Here is a 19,669-nt window from a genome sequence, read left to right on the forward strand (position 1 = left end):
TAATCTTCACTTATTATTTACCGGGAAAATTATATATTATTGGCAGAAAGCAGCGGGGAGGTATTGAAGATGAAGTTATTTATGCCAAAGCAGCATGGAGCCTGGGCAATGCTGATTCTGCCATTTTGGCTCGGAGCGGCTGCATCTGATATTATTTGGTCTCATATCCCGTTCTTTTTAGGATGGATATTATTATATCTGGCTACTTATCCGGGCCTTCTTCTTTTTAAAAGAAAAAGAATGGCTTTTTATGCGAAGTGGACTTCTATTTATCTGGTTCCGGCTATTTTACTGCTATTAATTCCTTTACTGGTAAGGCCATCGATTATCATCTTTGGACTTCTTATGATTCCTTTTTTTATTATTAATGCAAGCTATTCGTCTAAAAATAGAGATAGGGCATTAGGTAACGACTTTAGTGCCATCTGTGCATTTTCAATAGCAGGCCTTGCAAGCAGCTACTTGCCGCATGGGGAAATTACACCGCAGGCCTGGACAGTATTTGCAGCTTCCATTTTATTTTTTGCCGGAAGCACTTTCTATGTAAAATCGATGATCAGGGAAAAGAGGAACATTTCCTTCAAATGGATTTCGTGGATCTTTCATGCTGCGGTACCGATTCTCTGGCTGCTGGCAGGCGGATGGATTGTATCTGCAGCGTTTCTTCCCAGCCTTTTTCGGTCCATTGCATTTTATGGGAAATCATTTACACCTAAAAAAATTGGGATATATGAAATTGCGAATGCAGCCATATTCTTTTTCATGTTATTACTTGCCATTCACAATTAATGACCGGCCTGACCAGGCCGGTTTTTCAATTTATCCAGAAATAGATATTCCGAGTAAAAATAAATATTAGAAATCTTTAAAACTTCAGTAAAATAGGTTGCAATTTTTTCTTACAGTTTCTATAATAAGAGAAACATAAATTCATAAATATGTATATAAATGATTAAATATACAATCGAGTGTGGAAGGAGCAATTATGAACGTTTCAATTATCGGAACAACCGGATATGGGGGTGCGGAATTGCTCCGTATCCTGAAACAGCATCCAGAATTTAATATTATATCGATCCATTCAACAAAAGAAAATTTCCCCATTTGGAATGAATATCCTCATCTATATGAAATTATTGACAAGAACTTACAGGGGATTGATTCAGCTCAAATAGCAGACCAATCTGATATTGTTTTTCTGGCAACGCCATCTGGAGTATCAGGGAAACTTGCTGAAAGTTTTTCTGGCAAGGATATAAAGGTAATTGACCTTTCCGGTGATCTTCGAATCCCGGCTCAAGCCTATCTGGAGTGGTATAAACACGCTCCTGCAAACGAATCTCTTGTAGAAAAAGCAGTATATGGGCTTCCTGAGTGGCATCATGACGAAATAGCTTCCGCAGAAATCATATCTAATCCTGGGTGCTATCCAACAGCTGCTCTGCTAAGTCTGGCACCAGTTGTAAAAGAAAATTTAATAAAACCAGAAAGCATTGTGGTCGATGCAAAATCCGGCGTTTCAGGGGCAGGAAGGGCGCTTTCAAGATCAACAAGCTATGCAGAAGCTAATGAAAACCTGCGTGTTTATAAGGTAAATCAGCATCAGCATACACCAGAGATCGAGCAGCAGCTGCTGAATTGGAATTCCGCAATAATGCCGATCACATTCACGACCCATCTTCTTCCTATAACAAGAGGAATTATGACAACCAGCTATGTTCAGCTGACAAAAGAATACACTTCTTCTCAAATTATTGAACTTTATCAATCAGTCTATGAAAAACAACCATTTATTCGAATTCGTCCTGAAGATTCTTTCCCTTCCGTCAAAGAGGTGGCAGGCTCTAATTTTTGCGATATAGGTGTCCATGTAGATTCCAGAACGGGCAGACTGACAATAGTTTCAGTGATTGATAATTTAATGAAGGGTGCTGCCGGGCAGGCTGTACAAAATGCCAATATAATGAGCGGATTGGATGAAGCAGCGGGTCTCGGATTTGTTCCGCTCTATCCATAAGGAGGAAAGATAAATGCAATTAGTATCTCAAACTGAAGTAACCGAACTGCCGACAGGCAGCATCATAACACCGAAAGGCTTTTCAGCAGCTGGCGTTCATGCCGGGCTGCGCTATTCAAAAAAGGACCTGGGAATTATATTAAGCGATACTCCTGCACAATGTGCAGCTGTCTATACAACAAGCCATTTTCAGGCTGCCCCTCTAAAAGTTACACAGGAAAGCATTGCAGCAGAAGGCCTCATACAGGCTGTCATTGTAAATAGTGCATGTGCCAATGCCTGTACAGGGGACCAGGGGCTAAAGGATGCTTATCAAATGAGAAAATCAGCTGCAGATAAATTCAATTTAAAGGAGCAGCATGTGGCGGTTGCCTCTACTGGTGTCATTGGGGAATATATGCAGATGGATAAGATAGAAGAGGGCATTAAGATGCTGAAGCCCGGCAATGAGGCAATACATTCAGAGGATTTTCAAACATCCATATTAACAACGGATTTAGTGATGAAGAAGTGCTGCTATTCGGCAGTCATCGATGGGAAAACCGTTACTATGGGCGGTTCGGCAAAGGGGTCTGGAATGATTCATCCCAATATGGCAACCATGCTTGCGTTCATCACAACAGATGCAAATATAGACTGCGGTGATTTGCAATTTGCATTAAAACAGGTTACCGATCGAACGTTCAATCAGATAACCGTTGATGGAGATACCTCAACAAATGATATGGTAATGGTCATGGCCAATGGAACCAGCGGTATAAATAAACTTTCGCCGGAACATCCAGATTGGGATGTATTTATACAGATGCTTTCTCAAACAAGTGAAAGTCTTGCCAAACAGATTGCAAAAGATGGTGAGGGGGCAACAAAGCTGATAGAAGTGGAGGTATCGGGGACAAAAACGGATGACGATGCAAGAATGATTGCTAAGCAGATTGTTGGCTCGAACCTTGTTAAAACTGCTGTATATGGAGCGGATGCCAATTGGGGCAGAATTATAGGGGCAATCGGACAGAGCCAGCCGTCTATTGATCCGTCTTCGGTAGATATCGCAATCGGACCTATAGCTATGCTGCAAAATAGTGTTCCACTTGCATTTTCTGAAGAAGAAGCAAAAGAGTACTTATCCAATGCCGCCATTCAGATTACTGTGGATCTTCATCAGGGAGCAGGCAAAGGGAAGGCCTGGGGATGTGACTTATCCTATGATTATGTCAAAATCAATGCAAGCTATCGTACCTGAGGGGGATGCCATTTGAAAAGTATAGTCATTAAGTGCGGAGGCAGTGTAATGGAAGAGCTGGGAGAAGCTTTTTTTGATAGTCTTTTAGTGTTAAAGAATGAAGGATACCAGATTGTTTTTGTTCATGGAGGCGGCCCCGCAATTAACAGCATGCTGGAACTCTATAATATCCCTCATGAATTTGTCAATGGGCTAAGAAAAACGACTCCGGAAGTTCTGGAGGTAGCAGAGATGGTCTTGTCAGGACAATCCAACCGCAAGCTTACCTCAATGATCGAACTGCATGGTTTGAGAGGGTTTGGCGTAAATGGAAGTGATGCGGGATTACTAAAGGCAGAATTTATCAATCAGGATGAGCTTGGACTTGTTGGTGAAATAACGTCTGTAAATCAGACAGTACTGGAAATGTTATTTAACGAAGATCTGGTCCCTGTCATTACTCCTATTGCAGCTGCAGAAGGCGGCACGAAACTGAATATCAATGCCGATTATGCGGCGGCAGCCGTTGCCAATGCGATTAAATCTGAACATTGCATCTTTGTAACCGATGTAAAAGGAATTTTCATTGACGGTAACCTCTCTCCCCAGCTTGACGCGGATGAAATAAAACAGCATATTAACGATAAAAAAATTACAGGCGGAATGATTCCTAAAGTTACCTCTGCCTTGAACCTAATCAGCAAAGGGCTAAATAGCGTAATGATTGTATCAGGAAAAGAAAAGTTTTATGAGGAAGGCATATGGATCGGTACGAATGTATCTGCCAAGAAGGAGGTTTTAACTTGAGTAATCTATTTCCAACGTATGCCCGGTGGGAAGTGGAGCCGGAAAAAGCAGAAGGAAGCTATCTTTTTGATAAAAATGGGAAACGCTATTTGGACTTCACATCAGGGATCGGAGTCTGCAATCTTGGTCACCGTCCAGCAGCAGTACAAGAATCAATCAATGAGCAGCTGAATAAATTCTGGCATGTTTCCAATTTATTTATGCAGGATCAGCAGGAGGCTGCAGCAAAGACTCTCTCTGAAGCTGCGGGCATGGACCTCGTATTCTTTGCCAACAGTGGAGCAGAAGCAAATGAAGCAGCGATAAAGCTTGCAAGAAAAGCTTCGGGACGGAAAAAAATCATTACTTTTCAGCAATCATTCCACGGGAGAACCTTTGCCACTATGGCCGCAACGGGCCAGGAAAAAATTAAAAAAGGCTATGGTTCCATGCTTGAGACTTTTAAGTATGTTCCTTTTAATGATATTAATGCATTGAAGGATGAGATTGATGCGGAAACAGCGGCAGTTATGCTGGAAATCGTACAGGGTGAAGGCGGGATTCACATTGGGAATCAGGAGTTTCTAACAAAAACAGAGCAGCTTTGCAAAGAATATGGAGCGCTGCTGATTGTAGATGAAATTCAGACCGGCATAGGCAGAACAGGTAAAGCCTTCGGATTTCAGCATTTTGACCTTTCTCCCGATATCGTAACCGCAGCTAAAGGCTTGGGAAGCGGATTGCCAATAGGCGCTGTGATTGGAAAAAAAGCATTAGAAGGAGTTTTTGGGCCAGGTAGCCATGGATCAACATTTGGCGGGAACCCGATCAGCATTGCCGCAGCTATTGCTACCATGAACACAATATTTAATGATGATTTTTTACAAGGCGTTCAGGAAAAGAGTGCATATCTTGCTGACAGATTGGCAGAATCGCTTGAACAGACTGCAGCTGTTAAGGAGATTCGCTATCTTGGTCTGATGGTCGGTATTGAATCAGATATTCCCCTTCCATCATTGTTGAAGGAATTAAGAGCCAATTGCTTGCTGGCATTGCCTGCAGGAGAAAATGTTTTGCGGCTGCTGCCTCCGCTGACAGCATCAAAATCTGAAATGGATGAAGCGATACAAATTCTGCAATCCACACTAAAGGAATTTTCAAAATCAGCTGTGTAGGCTGTATTATTTTTCAAATAAATGAATAAAAATTAACGAAGTTATATAAATATACAGATAGCTTAGAGGTGTTGATAATGGAAGGATACCTACATTTAAATAGCGGCCATTCCTATAAGGGCAAATGGCTGACAGATAAGCCTGAAAAGGATATAGAAGGGGAAATCGTTTTTTTTACAGGAATGACAGGCTACCAGGAAGTATTGACAGATCCCTCTTATAAGGACCAAATTATTGTATTTACGTATCCTTTAATCGGAAATTACGGAATAAATGAGTCTGATTTTGAGAGCAAGAAGCCTCATGTGGCCGGGGTTATTGTATATGAAGGAAGCAGAAATCCTTCGCATTACAAATCGGCTTATTCGCTTCAGGAATACCTTCAGAAATGGAATATTCCATTATTAGGGCATATGGATACCCGTTCCATTGTAAAGAAAATCCGTTCAGAAGGCAGCATGCCGGCAAAAATGTCTTCTTCGGAAAAGGCAGCAGCCGTGTTGCTGCTTCCAAAAGATGAAAAAGTTTGTAAAGTATCATCACAAACTATGGAGTGCTTTGGAGAGGGCGGCATTCATATAGTTGTCATGGATTTTGGAGCTAAAAAATCAATTGTGGATTCATTGCTGAAAAGAGCGTGCAAGGTTACATCTGTCCCTTATAATACAAGCTTTGAACAGATAAAAAAACTAAATCCAGACGGTGTGGTGCTTTCAAACGGACCTGGAGATCCAAAAGAATTAAAAAGCATCCTCCCGGAATTAAAAAAGGTGCTGGAGCAGTATCCGGCATTGGGAATTTGCCTTGGCCACCAGCTGGCAGCTTTAGCATTTGGAGGCAACACAAAGAAACTGTCCTTTGGCCATAGGGGTGCCAACCACCCGATTGCGGACATGAAGAAGGGCACTGTCTTTATGTCATCACAAAATCATAGCTATGTGGTTGATGAAGAAAGCATAAAAGATACAGGGTTTAAAACCCGCTATGTAAACCTTCATGATCAGTCAATTGAGGGACTAATGCATAAGGTGCTGCCAATCCATACGGTGCAATTCCATCCGGAAGCCCATCCGGGACCTGCGGATGGTGATTATATTTTTGATGAGTTTATGAACATGATTCAAGAGGAGAATAGGAGAGTTTTCGCTTATGCCTAAAGACACCAGTATCCAATCCATATTAGTAATCGGCTCAGGCCCTATTGTCATCGGGCAGGCAGCAGAATTTGATTATGCAGGAACACAGGCCTGCGCAGCGTTAAAGGAAGAAGGATATAAGGTTATCCTTGTGAATAACAATCCGGCTACCATCATGTCTGACAAAGCTTTTGCTGACAAAGTCTATTTCGAGCCGATGACAGCTGACAGCCTTGAGAAAATTATAAAAAAAGAACGTCCCGATGGCCTGCTTGCCACACTGGGAGGCCAGACAGGGTTGAATCTTGCTTTTCAACTTAGTGAATCAGGTGTGCTTGAACGTTATGGAGTGAAGCTTTTGGGAAGCAGTATTGAATCCATAAAGAAAGGTGAAGACCGGGAAGCTTTTCGTAAGCTGATGCATGAGCTTAACGAACCTGTTCCTGAAAGCATCATTGTCCATGAAGTGGAAGAAGCCATCCAATTTGCCCGCGAAATTGGATTTCCTATTATCGTCCGTCCAGCTTATACTCTTGGCGGAACAGGCGGAGGCATAGCAGGAGATTTCGATGAACTGACGTCTTTGGTGAAGGGCGGCTTAAAAGAGAGTGCGATCAGCCAATGCCTGGTTGAAAAAAGCATAGCAGGATTTAAGGAAGTAGAATACGAGGTCATGCGGGATTCACAGAATACGTGCATCACTATTTGCAATATGGAAAATATTGATCCTGTGGGGGTTCATACTGGTGACTCAATTGTTGTCGCACCTTCACAAACCTTAACAGATGATGAGTATCAGATGCTGAGATCAGCATCAATTAAGATCATTTCAGAGCTTGGTATTATTGGCGGGTGCAACATTCAGTTTGCCCTTGATCCGCATAGTAAGAATTATTACTTGATTGAAGTTAATCCCAGAGTCAGCAGGTCATCTGCCCTTGCATCCAAAGCAACAGGGTATCCAATTGCCAGAATGGCTGCAAAGCTTGCCGTCGGGTACACCTTATCGGAAATTATCAACCCTGTAACAGGAGATACATTTGCTAGCTTTGAACCAGCTCTGGATTATGTCATCGTTAAGTTTCCAAAATGGCCTTTTGATAAATTTCCTTCTGCAGACCGCAAGCTCGGAACGCAAATGAAAGCAACCGGAGAAGTAATGGGCATTGACCGGAATCTGGAACGCGCTCTCTTAAAGGCAATCCATTCACTTGAAGTAAAGGAAAATGATTTAAAATCACCTGGCTTATCAGCTAAATCGAATGCCTTTCTTGAGGAACTTCTGTTAAAGCAGACTGATGAAAGATTTTTTACCGTGATTGAATTACTCCGGAGAAATTATTCAGTGGAAGCTTTACACTCAATTACGAAAATAGATTATTTCTATCTCAATATACTCAATGAAATGGTAAAACTGGAAAAACAAATCTCTGCCTTAACACTTGATGAAGCAACAAAAGAAGAGCTGCAGCTATTTAAGGAAAAGGGCTTCAGTGATAAGTTTCTTGCATTGGAATGGAAAGTTGCGGAGAAAGCAGTCAGGGACAAACGCAAAAAGGCTGGAATTCTACCAGCCTATAAAATGGTTGACACATGCGCTGCTGAATTTGAAGCACAATCTAATTATTATTACTCCAGTTACTTTGGCGAAAATGAACAAGTGAAGAGTGATAAGAGGAAAGTCCTGATTATCGGAAGCGGCCCCATCAGAATTGGCCAGGGCATTGAATTTGATTATTGCTCCGTTCAGGGAGTGTTTGCTCTGAAAGATGAAGGCGTTGAGACAATCATGATCAATAACAACCCTGAAACGGTAAGTACGGATTATACAACCGCTGACAGACTTTATTTTGAACCGTTAATTCTTGAGGATATCTTGAATGTGATTGAAGCAGAAGGAATTTCAGATGTCATTGTGCAGCTTGGCGGGCAGACAGCTCTGAATCTGGCATCCGATCTTGAAGCTTATGGCGTTACCCTGCTTGGAACTGACTCAAATACCATTGATGCATTAGAGGACCGGAAGCTTTTTTATCAGCTATTGGATGATTTGAATATCCCGAGAATAAAAGGAGATGTTGTCCACTCAGAAGCAGAGCTGAAAGAAGCAGCCGAAAACATTGGATTCCCGATTCTTGTCCGCCCATCCTATGTTATTGGCGGCAGAGGAATGGAACGTATTGCTTCATCATCTGAGCTGGAGAGTTATTTAACGAAAGGTGATGTCCCTTATCCGATTTTAATTGATCAATTCGTTCATGCATCAGAAGCTGAGCTTGATCTGGCAGCTGACGGAAATCATATCTGTGCACCTGCAATTATGGAGCATATTGAAAAAACGGGTGTTCACTCTGGCGACAGCATGTCCGTTCTCCCGCCGCAAAATCTTTCAGAAAATGTTCAGAATAAAATGCTAGCCTATGCAAAAGCCATTGTGCAAAAGCTCCAGTATAAAGGACTTATGAATATTCAATATATCGTTAATGGCGAAGAGGTGTTTATTCTTGAAATAAACCCTCGCGCGAGCAGAACAGTACCAATTATCAGCAAGGTCACAGGCGTGCAGCTGGTGGAGATTGCGACAAAAATATTGCTTGGGAAATATAATTTGTCGAAAGATGAAATGCCGGGTGCGGCGAAACTCCCATTTGTATGTGTGAAATTCCCGGTTTTCTCAAATTATGCATTAAAGGGTTTGGACAGCAAGGTAGGTCCTGAAATGAAATCAACAGGAGAGGGGATTTCACTGGCACCAAATTATGAGGCAGCAATCAGAAAATCTTTCCATGCTGGCTTAAATAGTGCTAAAGGCAAATGTGTCGTAATAGCAAACTCTCCAGAAACAGAAGAATTAACTCACTATGTTAATCAGGCTAATGTTGTGCCTGTTTTTCTGAATCAAGAAAATATGGATTGGAACACCCAGGAAACCTTTGCTTTATATAATCCTGGCATGAGTGAAGAAGATAAGAGAATGAGAGAAATGGGAATCAAAAACAGAATTTTGACTTTCAGTGAAAAAGAAACGCTTATTGCATTACTAAAATCAATGTCAGCAGGCGAATGGGATGTTAAATCCATTGATGACTGGCTGGGCATTAAAAACAAATTTGGAGAAAAGGAAGTGGGCGTCTTATGATTTCAATTCAGGCCGCTGATAAGGGTTTAAATTTGAAAGGAAAGGATTTTCTAACACTTGCTGACTTTTCATCAGAGGAAATTAAGGGGCTGCTGGAAAAAGCAAAGCAATTAAAAGAAGCTCATCTGCAGGGTGCAGAAACTTCCATCCTAAAAGGCAAAATTCTTGGCATGATTTTTGAAAAGTCATCTACACGTACAAGAGTTTCCTTTGAAGCAGGGATGCTGCAGCTTGGGGGTCATGCATTATATTTAAATAGTCAGGATCTGCAGCTGGGAAGAGGAGAAAGCATTGCGGATACAGCTAAAGTGCTTTCACAATATGTTGATGCGATTATGATACGCACATTCTCCCATGCGAAGATCCAGGAGCTGGCTTATCATGCGGACATTCCGGTTATTAACGGCTTGACCGATCTTTATCATCCATGCCAGGCTCTTGCCGATCTCCTTACAATCGAAGAGAAAAATGGGGAGTTAAAAGGCCAAAACCTGGTATATGTAGGCGATGGCAATAATGTAGCCCATTCTTTAATGATTGCTTCTGCCAAGATGGGGGTAAATATCACGATTGCCTGTCCTGAAGGGTATGAACCAGATAAATCTGTTCTCAAGCAATCACAAGAGTTTGCAGAACAAAGCGGGTCAAAAGTAATCGTAACATCTAACCCTGGAGAAGCGGCTGCTAATGCCGATGCCATCTATACAGATGTCTGGACGAGCATGGGACAGGAAACTGAGAATGAACAGAGGCTGAAAGACTTTGCTGATTATCAGGTTAATGAATATCTTGTCCAAAAAGCAAAAAAAGATTACGTCTTTTTACATTGCCTTCCTGCTCATCGCGGTGAGGAAGTTTCAGCGGAAGTTATTGATGGAAACAATTCCGCTGTCTTTCAACAGGCTGGGAACAGACTTCATGTTCAAAAAGCCATTCTTTCAGAAATATTATAATGAAAAAGCCTTCTCAGCGCTGAGAAGGCTTTTTCATTAAGATAAGAAATAAACAAGCGGTCCAACAATAAAACAGTAAATCGCAAAATACTTCAAGTTCCCTTTAGCCATAATATTCATAAACCATTTCAGCGAAAAGTAAGATGCAATCAATGATGCAAAAAAGGCTATTGTATAGGGCAATGCCAATTCAGATAAATTGGGATCTGTTAAAATGTCGTTGAACCCCAGTATCATTCCGCCGGCACTTACGGGGATATATAAAAGGAAAGAGAACCTTAAAGCTGTTTCCTGTTTCATCCCCAGACCCATGGCGGCTACAATGGTGGCACCGGAACGGCTGATTCCCGGTATCAGGGCAACTGCCTGTGCAAGTCCTACAATTATTGCATCTTTATAAGATAATTCAGCATCATTTTTCCGTCCGCGTAAATTACGGATCAGCCACAGCGCAAGTCCTGTCACGATAAGAGTAATCCCAACTGTTTTTATATTTGCAAAGTGCAAATCGATAAAATCCTCAAATAAAATGCCGATGACACCTGCAGGAATGGTTCCAATAATCAAGTAAATGATAAACCGAAAGTCTGGTTCTGTCTGTTTATCTTTAGTTGTAATGTATGCAAGGCCATTCCGCATGAGTCTCATAATATCTTCCCTGTATATAAGCAGCACAGCTAATAATGAGGCAGTATTTACAAGGAGTGCAAAGCTAAGGCCTTTAATGTCAAGGCCGAAAAAGTGCTGTGCAATCTCCAGATGCCCGCTCGATGAAATGGGAATAGGCTCTGTAAATCCTTGAAATAATCCCAAAAACAAGTATTTAAGCAATATCAGAAAATCTGTCACAAGTAAATCCTCCATAATGAAATCTCATACACCCCATTTAACTATAAAAAGGAGAGCAGAGTAAAGTAATATCCTTTTCATTGCTTTTATGCGATGCCAATAGTTTCCCTCATGAGAGATGAAAGAGTGGAAATAATAATAAGTGATTTACGATTAAAGGAGGTATTCAGCATGGGGCAAAACAGACAATTTAAGCCTGGCCAGAAAGCGCCTAATAATGGAATTTATATAGAAATTGGCGAAACGGGAAGTAACGTCAATAATCCTCAAATGCTTAAAATGAGAGCTGGGGACCAATTTCCGGAAACATCCAATCATAACCGGCTTTGGACGTATAAAAGAAAGCCTTGATTTTGATTATTGATAAAGAAGATGGGGAAATAGTATAAAAATAGAGCCATCCCAATTGCGGATGGCTTTTTACACTGAGAATAAACTGCTGGAAACTTTACATATGAAAAGAATGGATTATAATAAAACTAAAGGTCAAAAAAGGTCAAAAAGGAGGTTGCATAGTGGATTTTAATCGGATGACAGAGCGGCTTCAGGAAGGATTATTAAATGCACAGTCCATAGCGTTGCGCGAGCAGCATCAGGAGGTGGATGAAGCACATTTATTCCTGGCTTTAATGGGACAGGAAAACAGCCTGATATCATTAATACTGTCAAAAATGCAGATTCCGGCTGATTCTTTTAATAATAAAATGCAGGAAGCACTGAGGAAAAAACCGCAAGTGTCCGGTTCAGGAACGGAACATGGAAAATTGTATATAACCGGTAAACTGCAGCGGGTGCTGGCGGAAGCAGAAAATTATAAGAAGATATTTCAGGATGAATTCATGTCAGTTGAGCATGTTTTCATGGCTGCTGCAGCAGCGGAAACCGAAACGGCAGCAGTTTTAAAGTCATACGGAATCAATAAAGAATTAGTGGAGCAGGCGATTAAGGAGATTAGGGGGAATCAGAGGGTGACATCGCAAAATCCGGAATCAACATATGAGGCTTTAAAAAAATATGGAAGAGATCTTGTTGCAGAGGTGAAACAGGGGAAAGTGGATCCTGTAATTGGCCGGGATAGTGAAATCAGGCATGTTATTCGCATCCTTTCAAGAAAAACCAAAAATAATCCAGTTTTAATAGGCGAACCTGGGGTAGGAAAAACAGCGATTGTCGAAGGATTGGCACAAAGAATTGTACGTAAAGATGTGCCTGAGGGCCTCAAGGATAAAACCATTTTTGCTCTTGATATGAGCGCTTTAATTGCCGGGGCCAAATTCCGGGGTGAATTCGAGGAAAGACTGAAAGCTGTATTAAATGAGGTTAAGAAAAGCGAAGGAAGAATTCTTCTTTTTATTGACGAACTTCACACCATTGTGGGAGCGGGCAAGACAGAAGGAGCAATGGATGCAGGGAATATGCTGAAGCCCATGCTTGCAAGGGGAGAATTGCACTGTATAGGAGCTACCACACTTGAGGAGCACCGCAAATATATCGAAAAAGATCCGGCTCTGGAACGGCGTTTTCAGCAGGTATTGGTGCAGGAGCCGGATGTAGAGGATACAATCTCAATTCTCAGAGGGCTGAAGGAGCGCTTTGAAATCCATCATGGTGTCAATATCCACGATCGGGCTATTGTGGCTGCCGCAACCTTGTCAGACAGGTATATTACAGACCGGTTCCTTCCTGATAAAGCGATTGACTTGGTTGACGAAGCTTGTGCCATGATCAGGACGGAAATCGATTCAATGCCATCAGAGTTGGATGAGGTTACAAGAAGGGTCATGCAGCTGGAGATAGAAGAAGCAGCTTTACGAAAAGAGAGTGATGAAGGAAGCAAGAAGAGACTTGCAGACCTTCAAAAAGAACTGGCCGAATTAAAAGACCAGGCTAACAGCATGAAAGCAAAATGGCAGCTTGAAAAGGAAGGAATCCAGAAAGTCCAGGAAAAACGGGAGCAGCTTGAGAAAATGCGCCGGGAACTGGAAGAAGCAGAGAATAATTATGACTTGAATAAAGCTGCCGAATTGCGTCATGGAAGAATCCCTTCTTTAGAAAAGGAATTGAAAGAGCTTGAAAATGCAGTTAACGGGAATCAAGGGGACCGGCTGCTGAGAGAGGAAGTCACAGAAGAAGAAATTGCAGGCATTGTGGCAAGGTGGACAGGTATTCCAGTGGTTAAACTTGTTGAAGGAGAACGTGAAAAGCTGCTTCGCCTTGAAAGCATCCTTCATGAAAGAGTGATTGGCCAGGAAGAAGCTGTGCAGCTTGTGTCAGATGCTGTCCTTAGGGCAAGGGCAGGAATTAAGGATCCGAATCGCCCCATTGGCTCCTTCATCTTCCTGGGCCCAACTGGAGTGGGAAAAACAGAATTGGCTAAGGCACTTGCACAGTCATTATTCGATAGTGAAGAACAAATAATCAGAATTGATATGTCCGAATATATGGAAAAACATGCTGTATCAAGATTGATTGGTGCTCCTCCGGGGTATGTAGGATATGAGGAAGGCGGTCAGCTGACAGAAGCTGTCAGAAGGAAGCCATACTCAGTAATCCTGCTTGATGAAATTGAAAAGGCCCATCCTGAAGTATTCAATATCCTCCTGCAGATGCTTGATGATGGAAGAATCACTGACTCACAGGGACGCACGGTTGATTTTAAAAATACGGTTATCATTATGACTTCCAATATTGGCTCCCATTTTCTTCTGGAACGTTCTGCTGGTGAAGAAGAAATATCTGAAGGAACAAGAGACAAAGTACTTGATCAGCTGCGGAGCCATTTCCGTCCAGAGTTTCTGAACAGAGTGGACGAAATTATTCTGTTTAAGCCTTTAGCTCTGAATGAAATAAAGAGTATTGTTTTAAAATTAATTATTCAGCTTCAAGCAAGATTATCTGATCAGCATATTAAGTTGAGTATAAATGATAATGCCAAAGAATATATTGCAGAAAACGGATTTGATCCCATATATGGAGCAAGGCCGCTCAAACGTTTTATTCAAAGGAACGTTGAAACAGCACTTGCCCGCAAAATAATCGCAGGTGAAATTAAAGAATACAGTGAAGTTGTCATATCTGCAGATAACGGCAAAATTGAATTGCTGGTAAAATAAGTCCGCAAATGAAAAGAATCATCCTGAATCAATCAGGATGACTCTTTTCATTTCATGCATAAGCTGCAGATTAATGAAGACCTTCTTTCTCAACAGGACCTTCAGGAATGATGGAAGCGACAACAAAAATTAAAACAGTTGTTCCAACCGCCAGAATGGTGCCGGTTACAAAATCGTAAGGCGCTCCAAGCATTGAAGAAACTACGTACGTTAACATTTGAACAAGAAGGAAAGTCCAGAAAAATGTCCAAAAGTATCTCATCTATTTCACCTCTAACATAATTAATCCCTTTTCATATTAGCATAAGCTATTAAAGAAATAAATTTATTTTTACATCCTATACATGTACTTTTCAGATCTCTGATTGGATGCAGCCAGCTTCATAATGAACTTGTCTGAAACTAGGCAAATCCCCCATTCATTTTAATTTTACTCACATACATTATTATGAACAAACTTGCAAAGGAGTTTTACTATGGAAAGCCGGAACTTCCAGCTGGATACAGAATGGTGCATGATTCATTACCCAGATAAACCTAGTGGTTTCGGTATCCTGATTATTGGGGATGATCGGCACTTTGTTGACAGAAACTGCAGTTTTTGGACTCAAAATGAAGGGAAATATTCATTAATTAAGAAGCTCAGGGAAGATGGCTATACGATTTTTTATTCAAATCTTTACGGGAGGCACTGGGGAAACGATCAGGCTGTCGATAAGGCTAAAGGCTTGTATGAACATATTCTGCGAACGGAAATTATTAACGAAAAGATCCATATTATTGCTGAGGGCATGGGGGCATTGGTAGCCCTTAGATTATTGCATGAAATGAGCGATTTAATCCGTTCAGCCGTATTAATCAATCCCATCCTTTCACTAAAGCATCATCTTGATCAGGAAAAGGAGCATAAGTTTTTTTACAAGAAACTATTAAAAGAGCTGGCAGTTTCATATGAAATAGAAACGGAGAAAATAGCGGACCTGCTCATCAGACATGAAAAAAACCTTACAACGGGCCTTAAAGTTCCAGTCAGAATCATTCAGGTACTGGCTGGCGGAAGAGCTTACAAGCAATCAGATTATTTAAAGAAACGATCAATACAATGGGAAAATGAAAATAGCCCTATCTCTGTGTTTTATATCCTACCAGATAAAAAACAGCGAATGTCTTCTCAAATGACAAACTTCTTTAGAAAATATGAAAAAGTTCTATAAAAATCTGCTGCCATTCCGCCAAGAAATAAAGACAATCCCTGAAGCATAGTATACATTAATATGCTTCTAAGGAGGAGTGAAAATGGACAGGGCAGTAATAGTAGGAACTTTTGAATTTATAGGATTCAGCCTGTGCAAGCATCTGCTTGAACAGGGCTGCGAGATAGATGGAATTCATTTCAACAAGGAAAAAGAAGATGCATTAATCAGTGAAAAACGCCTGGCAATCGGAAGGAATGCCAACTTCTATGAAAAAAATTATTCATCATGGATTAATTCTAAAAGAGAAATAATAAAAAATGATGTAATTTTTATAGATATATACGATTTATATATAAAGAATGAGCTCGCCTCTTTAAGGGAGAAGGAGCTTATTGAGGAATTTCTTATAAAAAATTTGCCTGTATTCAAGGACCTGCAAGTGAAAATTGCATTCCTTCTCCCTATTCAGTGGCTTAAAGACATCAGCAGAACACACAGCTGCTTGGAAGATGCTATTGAAATCCTTAGAGAAAACAATATTTCAGTTTCATGCTTTTACCTGCCTGCCATATACGGTCCCTGGCAGCCAGAAGAATTTAGTTTTCACCAGGCTCTTGCCAATGGAAAAAGAGTAATAATAAATGAAAGGGAATGGATACATGACGCTATTTTCATTGAGGATCTCATCTGTTTCTTATCGAAATGTGCAGATAAGCCTTTAGGAGAATCCTGCCTATTAATGAGCAGCGTTAATGGGCATTGGAAAAAATGTGCAGAATACCTTTCGATTGACTATAATGAAAATTGGCGCAGTCCCGATCTGGCAAAAGGAAAAGTAATTGAAAAAGCGATTATGTGTTCCGTGAAATTCTCCGAAGGGCTTGAGAAGCAAAGAAGCCATTTTCTTTCTATAGAGAGCCCGGATGGTTTCTAAACAAGAAAAAAAACTTTTCAATTAACATACAGACAAGGTAGAATTGAATTAGTCTGGTAAAATAAACCGGTCATACCATTAGTATGAAGCGAAAGACAGAGAGGCGGAGAAAAAGGAGATGCATAAGACTTTAGTGAAATTCGGGATCCTTCTTTTGTGCCTTCTTTTATTGGCCTCCTGCAGACAAGCGATGTCTACAGGAAAACTTGAAAAAGCTGGATTATTAGTGCCTGATACCGTCAATGATCAGGTGTGGGGGACCAAAGGCTATAAAGGCATGTTAAAGATTCAATCCCATTATAATGTGGAGGTTTATTATAAAGAGGGCATGAATTCTGAGATGGTTGTTGAAAGAGCTGTTAAAGAGTTTGATCAAAAAGGTGTAAACCTTATTTTTGGACATGGCAATGAATATGCAGCATACTTTAATAACATTTCTAAAAAATATCCTGACATTCATTTTGTCAGCTTTAATGGAGATGCCAAAAATGAAAACACCACCAGCTTGAATTTTGAAGCCTATGCAATGGGATTCTTCGGGGGCATGGTTGCAGGTCATATGACGAAAACCAATAATATAGGAATACTCGCAGCTTTTGAATGGCAGCCGGAGGTAGAAGGTTTTTATCAAGGTGTAAGCGAAATTGATGAAGGGATAAACGTGCAAATCCAATATGTCGGCAACTGGGACAATGATAATAAAGCCATAGCTCTTTTAGACAAAATGATTGCCAATAAGACAGATGTTGTCTATCCCGCTGGAGATGGGTATAATGTTCCTGTCATTGAGAAACTAAAAGAGGAAGGGCTCTATGCCATCGGCTATATTTCCGACCAGTCTGATCTGGGTGAATCAGTCGTCCTGACCAGTACGGTTCAGCATGTCGATGTTTTGTATGAACTTGTGGCAGAAAAATTCAACGATGGCGAACTGGAATCAGGAAATTTAACTTTCGATTTCCAGGATGAAGTTATTTCACTCGGGAAATTCAGCCCTGACGTTGACGAAGAATTCAAAAAAGAATTAAACGCCGCCATAGAGAATTACAAAAAAACAGGCAAACTGCCCAACGAGTAATTTCTATACATAGGAGGTACTACAAGATGCAGCTAAACGAAAAAAATATGGAATTCATGCAAATCGCCATGAAATACCTGCCAGAAGCCAAACAGCAGCTCGACGATGCAGGCATTGAACTATCCATGGAAATGATCCAGCCATTCATGAACCTATTTACTAAAGTCATGAACGAAGCCTACGAAATGGGCAAAGCGGATGCTTTGAAAGAGAGTGAGTGAACCAGCCATTAGGCTGGTTTTTTGTTTGGGATCGTGAGAAAAAAGAAGATCTCCTGCTAGTCAAGAAGATTCGCGCTGAAACGGGAAGAATCAAGGGAGGGCTCCGCGCGCAAACGGGAAGAAACCGCACACAAATCCCAAGAGCCCGCGCGAACAGAAGCAGTGAGCGCCTAAACCAGGAGAATCCGCGCGCAAAAGGAAGGAGTCCGCGCCGAACAGAGAAGAAACCGCGCCGAAACGTTAGGGTCCATCCTCAAAATTAAAAAGGCCGTAACAATAGACGATGAACCCATGCACAGAGAAGTAATTCATTATAGAAAAGAGAAGAGGCACATTAAATTTACATATTAAAGGATAATTCAGTATCCATACCGAATTCATAACTTTCGAGATAAAAATTCCAAAGGAGGTTTGCTATGTTAATGAAGTCTAGATCAAAGCCGCTAAGAATTTTACAGATGGAAGCACTGCTGCGCAGATTGCCTGATTACCATCGGAAAAGGGGAGAAATAGAAGCCGATTATAGAAACGGGCTATTAGGTTTTAATGGAGAGAAGCAGCTGGATTATTATTTTAGTTTTCTCCCAGGTAAAGATTTTAGAATTTATAATGATCTTCGTCTTATCCTTCATACTCCTTTTCAAATCGACTCCCTGCTTATTACCCCATTTTGCGCAGTAATATATCGAAGTCAAAAATTATTCTGGAACTCTATATTTTGAACCAATATCTGATCAAGTAATTCAAAAACTCGGACAGAAGGAAAAAGTGATACCTAATCCAGTTTCGCAGGTATTGCGTCAAGTTTATCAATTCAAAGAGTGGCTTTAAAAGAAAAGTTTCCAGATTTCCCAATAGAGTATTTTGTCACTATTACTAACCCTGCTACTTATATAAAAACAGAGAAAGAGAATAACTTTATTTTGAAAAGAGTTGTTCATACTGAAAAAATAATTGATAGACTTATTGATGCCAAATCAAAATATAACAAACAAATATTATGGCCAAACGACATAAATAGGCTGAATGAAAAGATTATGTGCAAAAATAGTCCTCTTAATAATGATATTCTAAATACTTACGGTATCAGTCGAAAGGATTTACTAAGGGGTGTTCAATGTCATTCCTGCCAATCATTTGCTGTTGTGAGGAAAGACGGAAAATGGTGTTGTCTTAAATGTAAAATGATTTCAAGAACGAGTCATATGGAAGCAATAACTGATTATTTTTTGCTTTTTAATTCAAAGATAACAAATAAAGAATGCCGGGATTATTTAAATCTCGAATCCAGGCAAACAGCATATAGGATATTAAAATCTTTAAATCTATCCGGTGATGGACCAGATAAAAAAAGGATATATTCTAAAGTTGACGTATAAGATATTGCCCCAGCCCCTACTTCTTCAAAAACATCTCCAGCAAAGGCCCTGCTTTTTTCAGCAATGGTTTTAACTGATGAGCTGAAGTCATGAGAGTGTCAATGTTGCCCATTAGTTCCTCCAAGTTGATATTGCTCAGGATATTGGTTCCATTTTCGTTAGGGGAATTGTCACTTTCATGAGTTTCTCTGCTTTTACCGCCAAGCAGCCATTCGTCAGCTTCATGTGCATTTCTGCTCCTGCCCCTGCCGCCGAAAAGCCAGTCTTCTATCCCCTTAGCTTCTTCAGCTTTTCTATTGGATACTTTTTCGACTTCAGCTGGCTCATGTCTTCTTACTCTTTCACCAAACAGAAAATGGGTTAAAGGGTCTCCTGTATTTTCTTTGGCTTTATCATCATTATCAAGCATATGCCGATTTCCTCCTTTCAGCTGCCTATATAACAGCATATGAAGAAAAATTAACTGGGTAT

20 protein-coding genes are annotated in these 19,669 nt (G+C 40.7%); 17 read left to right on the forward strand and 3 right to left on the reverse strand.

Going from position 1 to position 19,669, the window contains the following annotated elements:
• The first annotated feature begins 69 nt into the window (after window positions 1–69).
• From ACXAD1_RS05630 to argF, 8 genes are all read left to right on the forward strand, one after another.
• Window positions 70–789 carry a YwiC-like family protein gene (locus ACXAD1_RS05630; protein ID WP_474909620.1) on the forward strand — a complete coding sequence of 240 codons (720 nt, stop codon included), beginning with the start codon at window positions 70–72 and terminating at the stop codon, window positions 787–789.
• 196 nt (window positions 790–985) lie between these two features.
• Window positions 986–2,017 carry an N-acetyl-gamma-glutamyl-phosphate reductase gene (gene argC / locus ACXAD1_RS05635; protein WP_474909621.1) on the forward strand — a complete coding sequence of 344 codons (1,032 nt, stop codon included), beginning with the start codon at window positions 986–988 and terminating at the stop codon, window positions 2,015–2,017.
• 13 nt (window positions 2,018–2,030) lie between these two features.
• Window positions 2,031–3,260, forward strand: coding sequence for a bifunctional ornithine acetyltransferase/N-acetylglutamate synthase (gene argJ, locus ACXAD1_RS05640; protein ID WP_206835251.1), 1,230 nt, complete (start codon window positions 2,031–2,033; stop codon window positions 3,258–3,260).
• Between the two features lie 12 nt (window positions 3,261–3,272).
• The gene (argB, locus tag ACXAD1_RS05645; protein WP_474909622.1) at window positions 3,273–4,046 is read left to right on the forward strand and encodes an acetylglutamate kinase; all 774 of its coding nucleotides are present in this window, start codon (window positions 3,273–3,275) and stop codon (window positions 4,044–4,046) included.
• Entirely contained in the window at window positions 4,043–5,200 is a 1,158-nt protein-coding gene (locus ACXAD1_RS05650) for an acetylornithine transaminase (protein WP_474909623.1), read from the forward strand. Before argB ends, ACXAD1_RS05650 begins: the two co-directional genes overlap by 4 nt.
• A 77-nt stretch (window positions 5,201–5,277) precedes the next feature.
• Window positions 5,278–6,357 carry a carbamoyl phosphate synthase small subunit gene (locus ACXAD1_RS05655; RefSeq protein ID WP_474909624.1) on the forward strand — a complete coding sequence of 360 codons (1,080 nt, stop codon included), beginning with the start codon at window positions 5,278–5,280 and terminating at the stop codon, window positions 6,355–6,357.
• Window positions 6,350–9,475, forward strand: a complete 3,126-nt coding sequence (locus tag ACXAD1_RS05660; protein WP_474909625.1) for a carbamoyl phosphate synthase large subunit — start codon at window positions 6,350–6,352, stop codon at window positions 9,473–9,475. Before ACXAD1_RS05655 ends, ACXAD1_RS05660 begins: the two co-directional genes overlap by 8 nt.
• Window positions 9,472–10,428, forward strand: coding sequence for an ornithine carbamoyltransferase (gene argF, locus ACXAD1_RS05665; RefSeq protein WP_474909626.1), 957 nt, complete (start codon window positions 9,472–9,474; stop codon window positions 10,426–10,428). Before ACXAD1_RS05660 ends, argF begins: the two co-directional genes overlap by 4 nt.
• A gap of 36 nt (window positions 10,429–10,464) precedes the next feature.
• Here the strand turns inward: argF and ACXAD1_RS05670 are convergent, their stop codons facing one another.
• Window positions 10,465–11,277, reverse strand: coding sequence for an undecaprenyl-diphosphate phosphatase (locus tag ACXAD1_RS05670; protein WP_370224709.1), 813 nt, complete (start codon window positions 11,275–11,277; stop codon window positions 10,465–10,467).
• Window positions 11,278–11,448: 171 nt separating this feature from the next.
• Between ACXAD1_RS05670 and ACXAD1_RS05675 the strand changes: the two genes are divergently transcribed.
• Window positions 11,449–11,628: a YjzC family protein gene (locus ACXAD1_RS05675; RefSeq protein ID WP_009331234.1), complete on the forward strand. Its 180-nt coding sequence runs from the start codon at window positions 11,449–11,451 to the stop codon at window positions 11,626–11,628.
• Between the two features lie 164 nt (window positions 11,629–11,792).
• The gene (clpB, locus tag ACXAD1_RS05680) at window positions 11,793–14,390 is read left to right on the forward strand and encodes an ATP-dependent chaperone ClpB (RefSeq protein ID WP_474909627.1); all 2,598 of its coding nucleotides are present in this window, start codon (window positions 11,793–11,795) and stop codon (window positions 14,388–14,390) included.
• A 70-nt stretch (window positions 14,391–14,460) separates the two neighbouring features.
• Here clpB and ACXAD1_RS05685 read toward each other — a convergent pair whose 3' ends face one another.
• On the reverse strand, window positions 14,461–14,652 hold the full coding sequence (locus ACXAD1_RS05685; RefSeq protein ID WP_206835273.1) for a YjzD family protein: 192 nt from the start codon (window positions 14,650–14,652) through the stop codon (window positions 14,461–14,463).
• A 214-nt stretch (window positions 14,653–14,866) separates the two neighbouring features.
• On the opposite strand from ACXAD1_RS05685, the gene ACXAD1_RS05690 reads away from it, so the two are divergent.
• From ACXAD1_RS05690 to ACXAD1_RS05720, 7 genes are all read left to right on the forward strand, one after another.
• Window positions 14,867–15,604 carry a serine aminopeptidase domain-containing protein gene (locus ACXAD1_RS05690; RefSeq protein WP_206835274.1) on the forward strand — a complete coding sequence of 246 codons (738 nt, stop codon included), beginning with the start codon at window positions 14,867–14,869 and terminating at the stop codon, window positions 15,602–15,604.
• An 82-nt stretch (window positions 15,605–15,686) separates the two neighbouring features.
• A complete protein-coding gene (locus ACXAD1_RS05695; protein WP_474909628.1) occupies window positions 15,687–16,520 on the forward strand; it encodes a hypothetical protein in 834 nt (277 codons plus the stop codon).
• Between the two features lie 118 nt (window positions 16,521–16,638).
• Window positions 16,639–17,598: a BMP family ABC transporter substrate-binding protein gene (locus ACXAD1_RS05700; RefSeq protein ID WP_206835276.1), complete on the forward strand. Its 960-nt coding sequence runs from the start codon at window positions 16,639–16,641 to the stop codon at window positions 17,596–17,598.
• Window positions 17,599–17,624: 26 nt separating this feature from the next.
• Window positions 17,625–17,819: a ComZ family protein gene (locus tag ACXAD1_RS05705; protein ID WP_206835278.1), complete on the forward strand. Its 195-nt coding sequence runs from the start codon at window positions 17,625–17,627 to the stop codon at window positions 17,817–17,819.
• 416 nt (window positions 17,820–18,235) lie between these two features.
• Entirely contained in the window at window positions 18,236–18,541 is a 306-nt protein-coding gene (locus ACXAD1_RS05710; protein WP_280516051.1) for a nuclease-related domain-containing protein, read from the forward strand.
• Between the two features lie 19 nt (window positions 18,542–18,560).
• Window positions 18,561–18,650, forward strand: coding sequence for a hypothetical protein (locus ACXAD1_RS05715; RefSeq protein WP_312886136.1), 90 nt, complete (start codon window positions 18,561–18,563; stop codon window positions 18,648–18,650).
• Entirely contained in the window at window positions 18,641–19,198 is a 558-nt protein-coding gene (locus ACXAD1_RS05720; RefSeq protein ID WP_474909629.1) for a hypothetical protein, read from the forward strand. Before ACXAD1_RS05715 ends, ACXAD1_RS05720 begins: the two co-directional genes overlap by 10 nt.
• 16 nt (window positions 19,199–19,214) lie before the next feature.
• On the opposite strand, the gene ACXAD1_RS05725 is transcribed toward ACXAD1_RS05720, so the two are convergent.
• Window positions 19,215–19,607: a hypothetical protein gene (locus ACXAD1_RS05725; protein ID WP_206835281.1), complete on the reverse strand. Its 393-nt coding sequence runs from the start codon at window positions 19,605–19,607 to the stop codon at window positions 19,215–19,217.
• Between the last annotated feature and the right edge of the window lie 62 nt (window positions 19,608–19,669).

The sequence above is a fragment of the Cytobacillus sp. ABV4_503 genome (genome assembly GCF_056158445.1).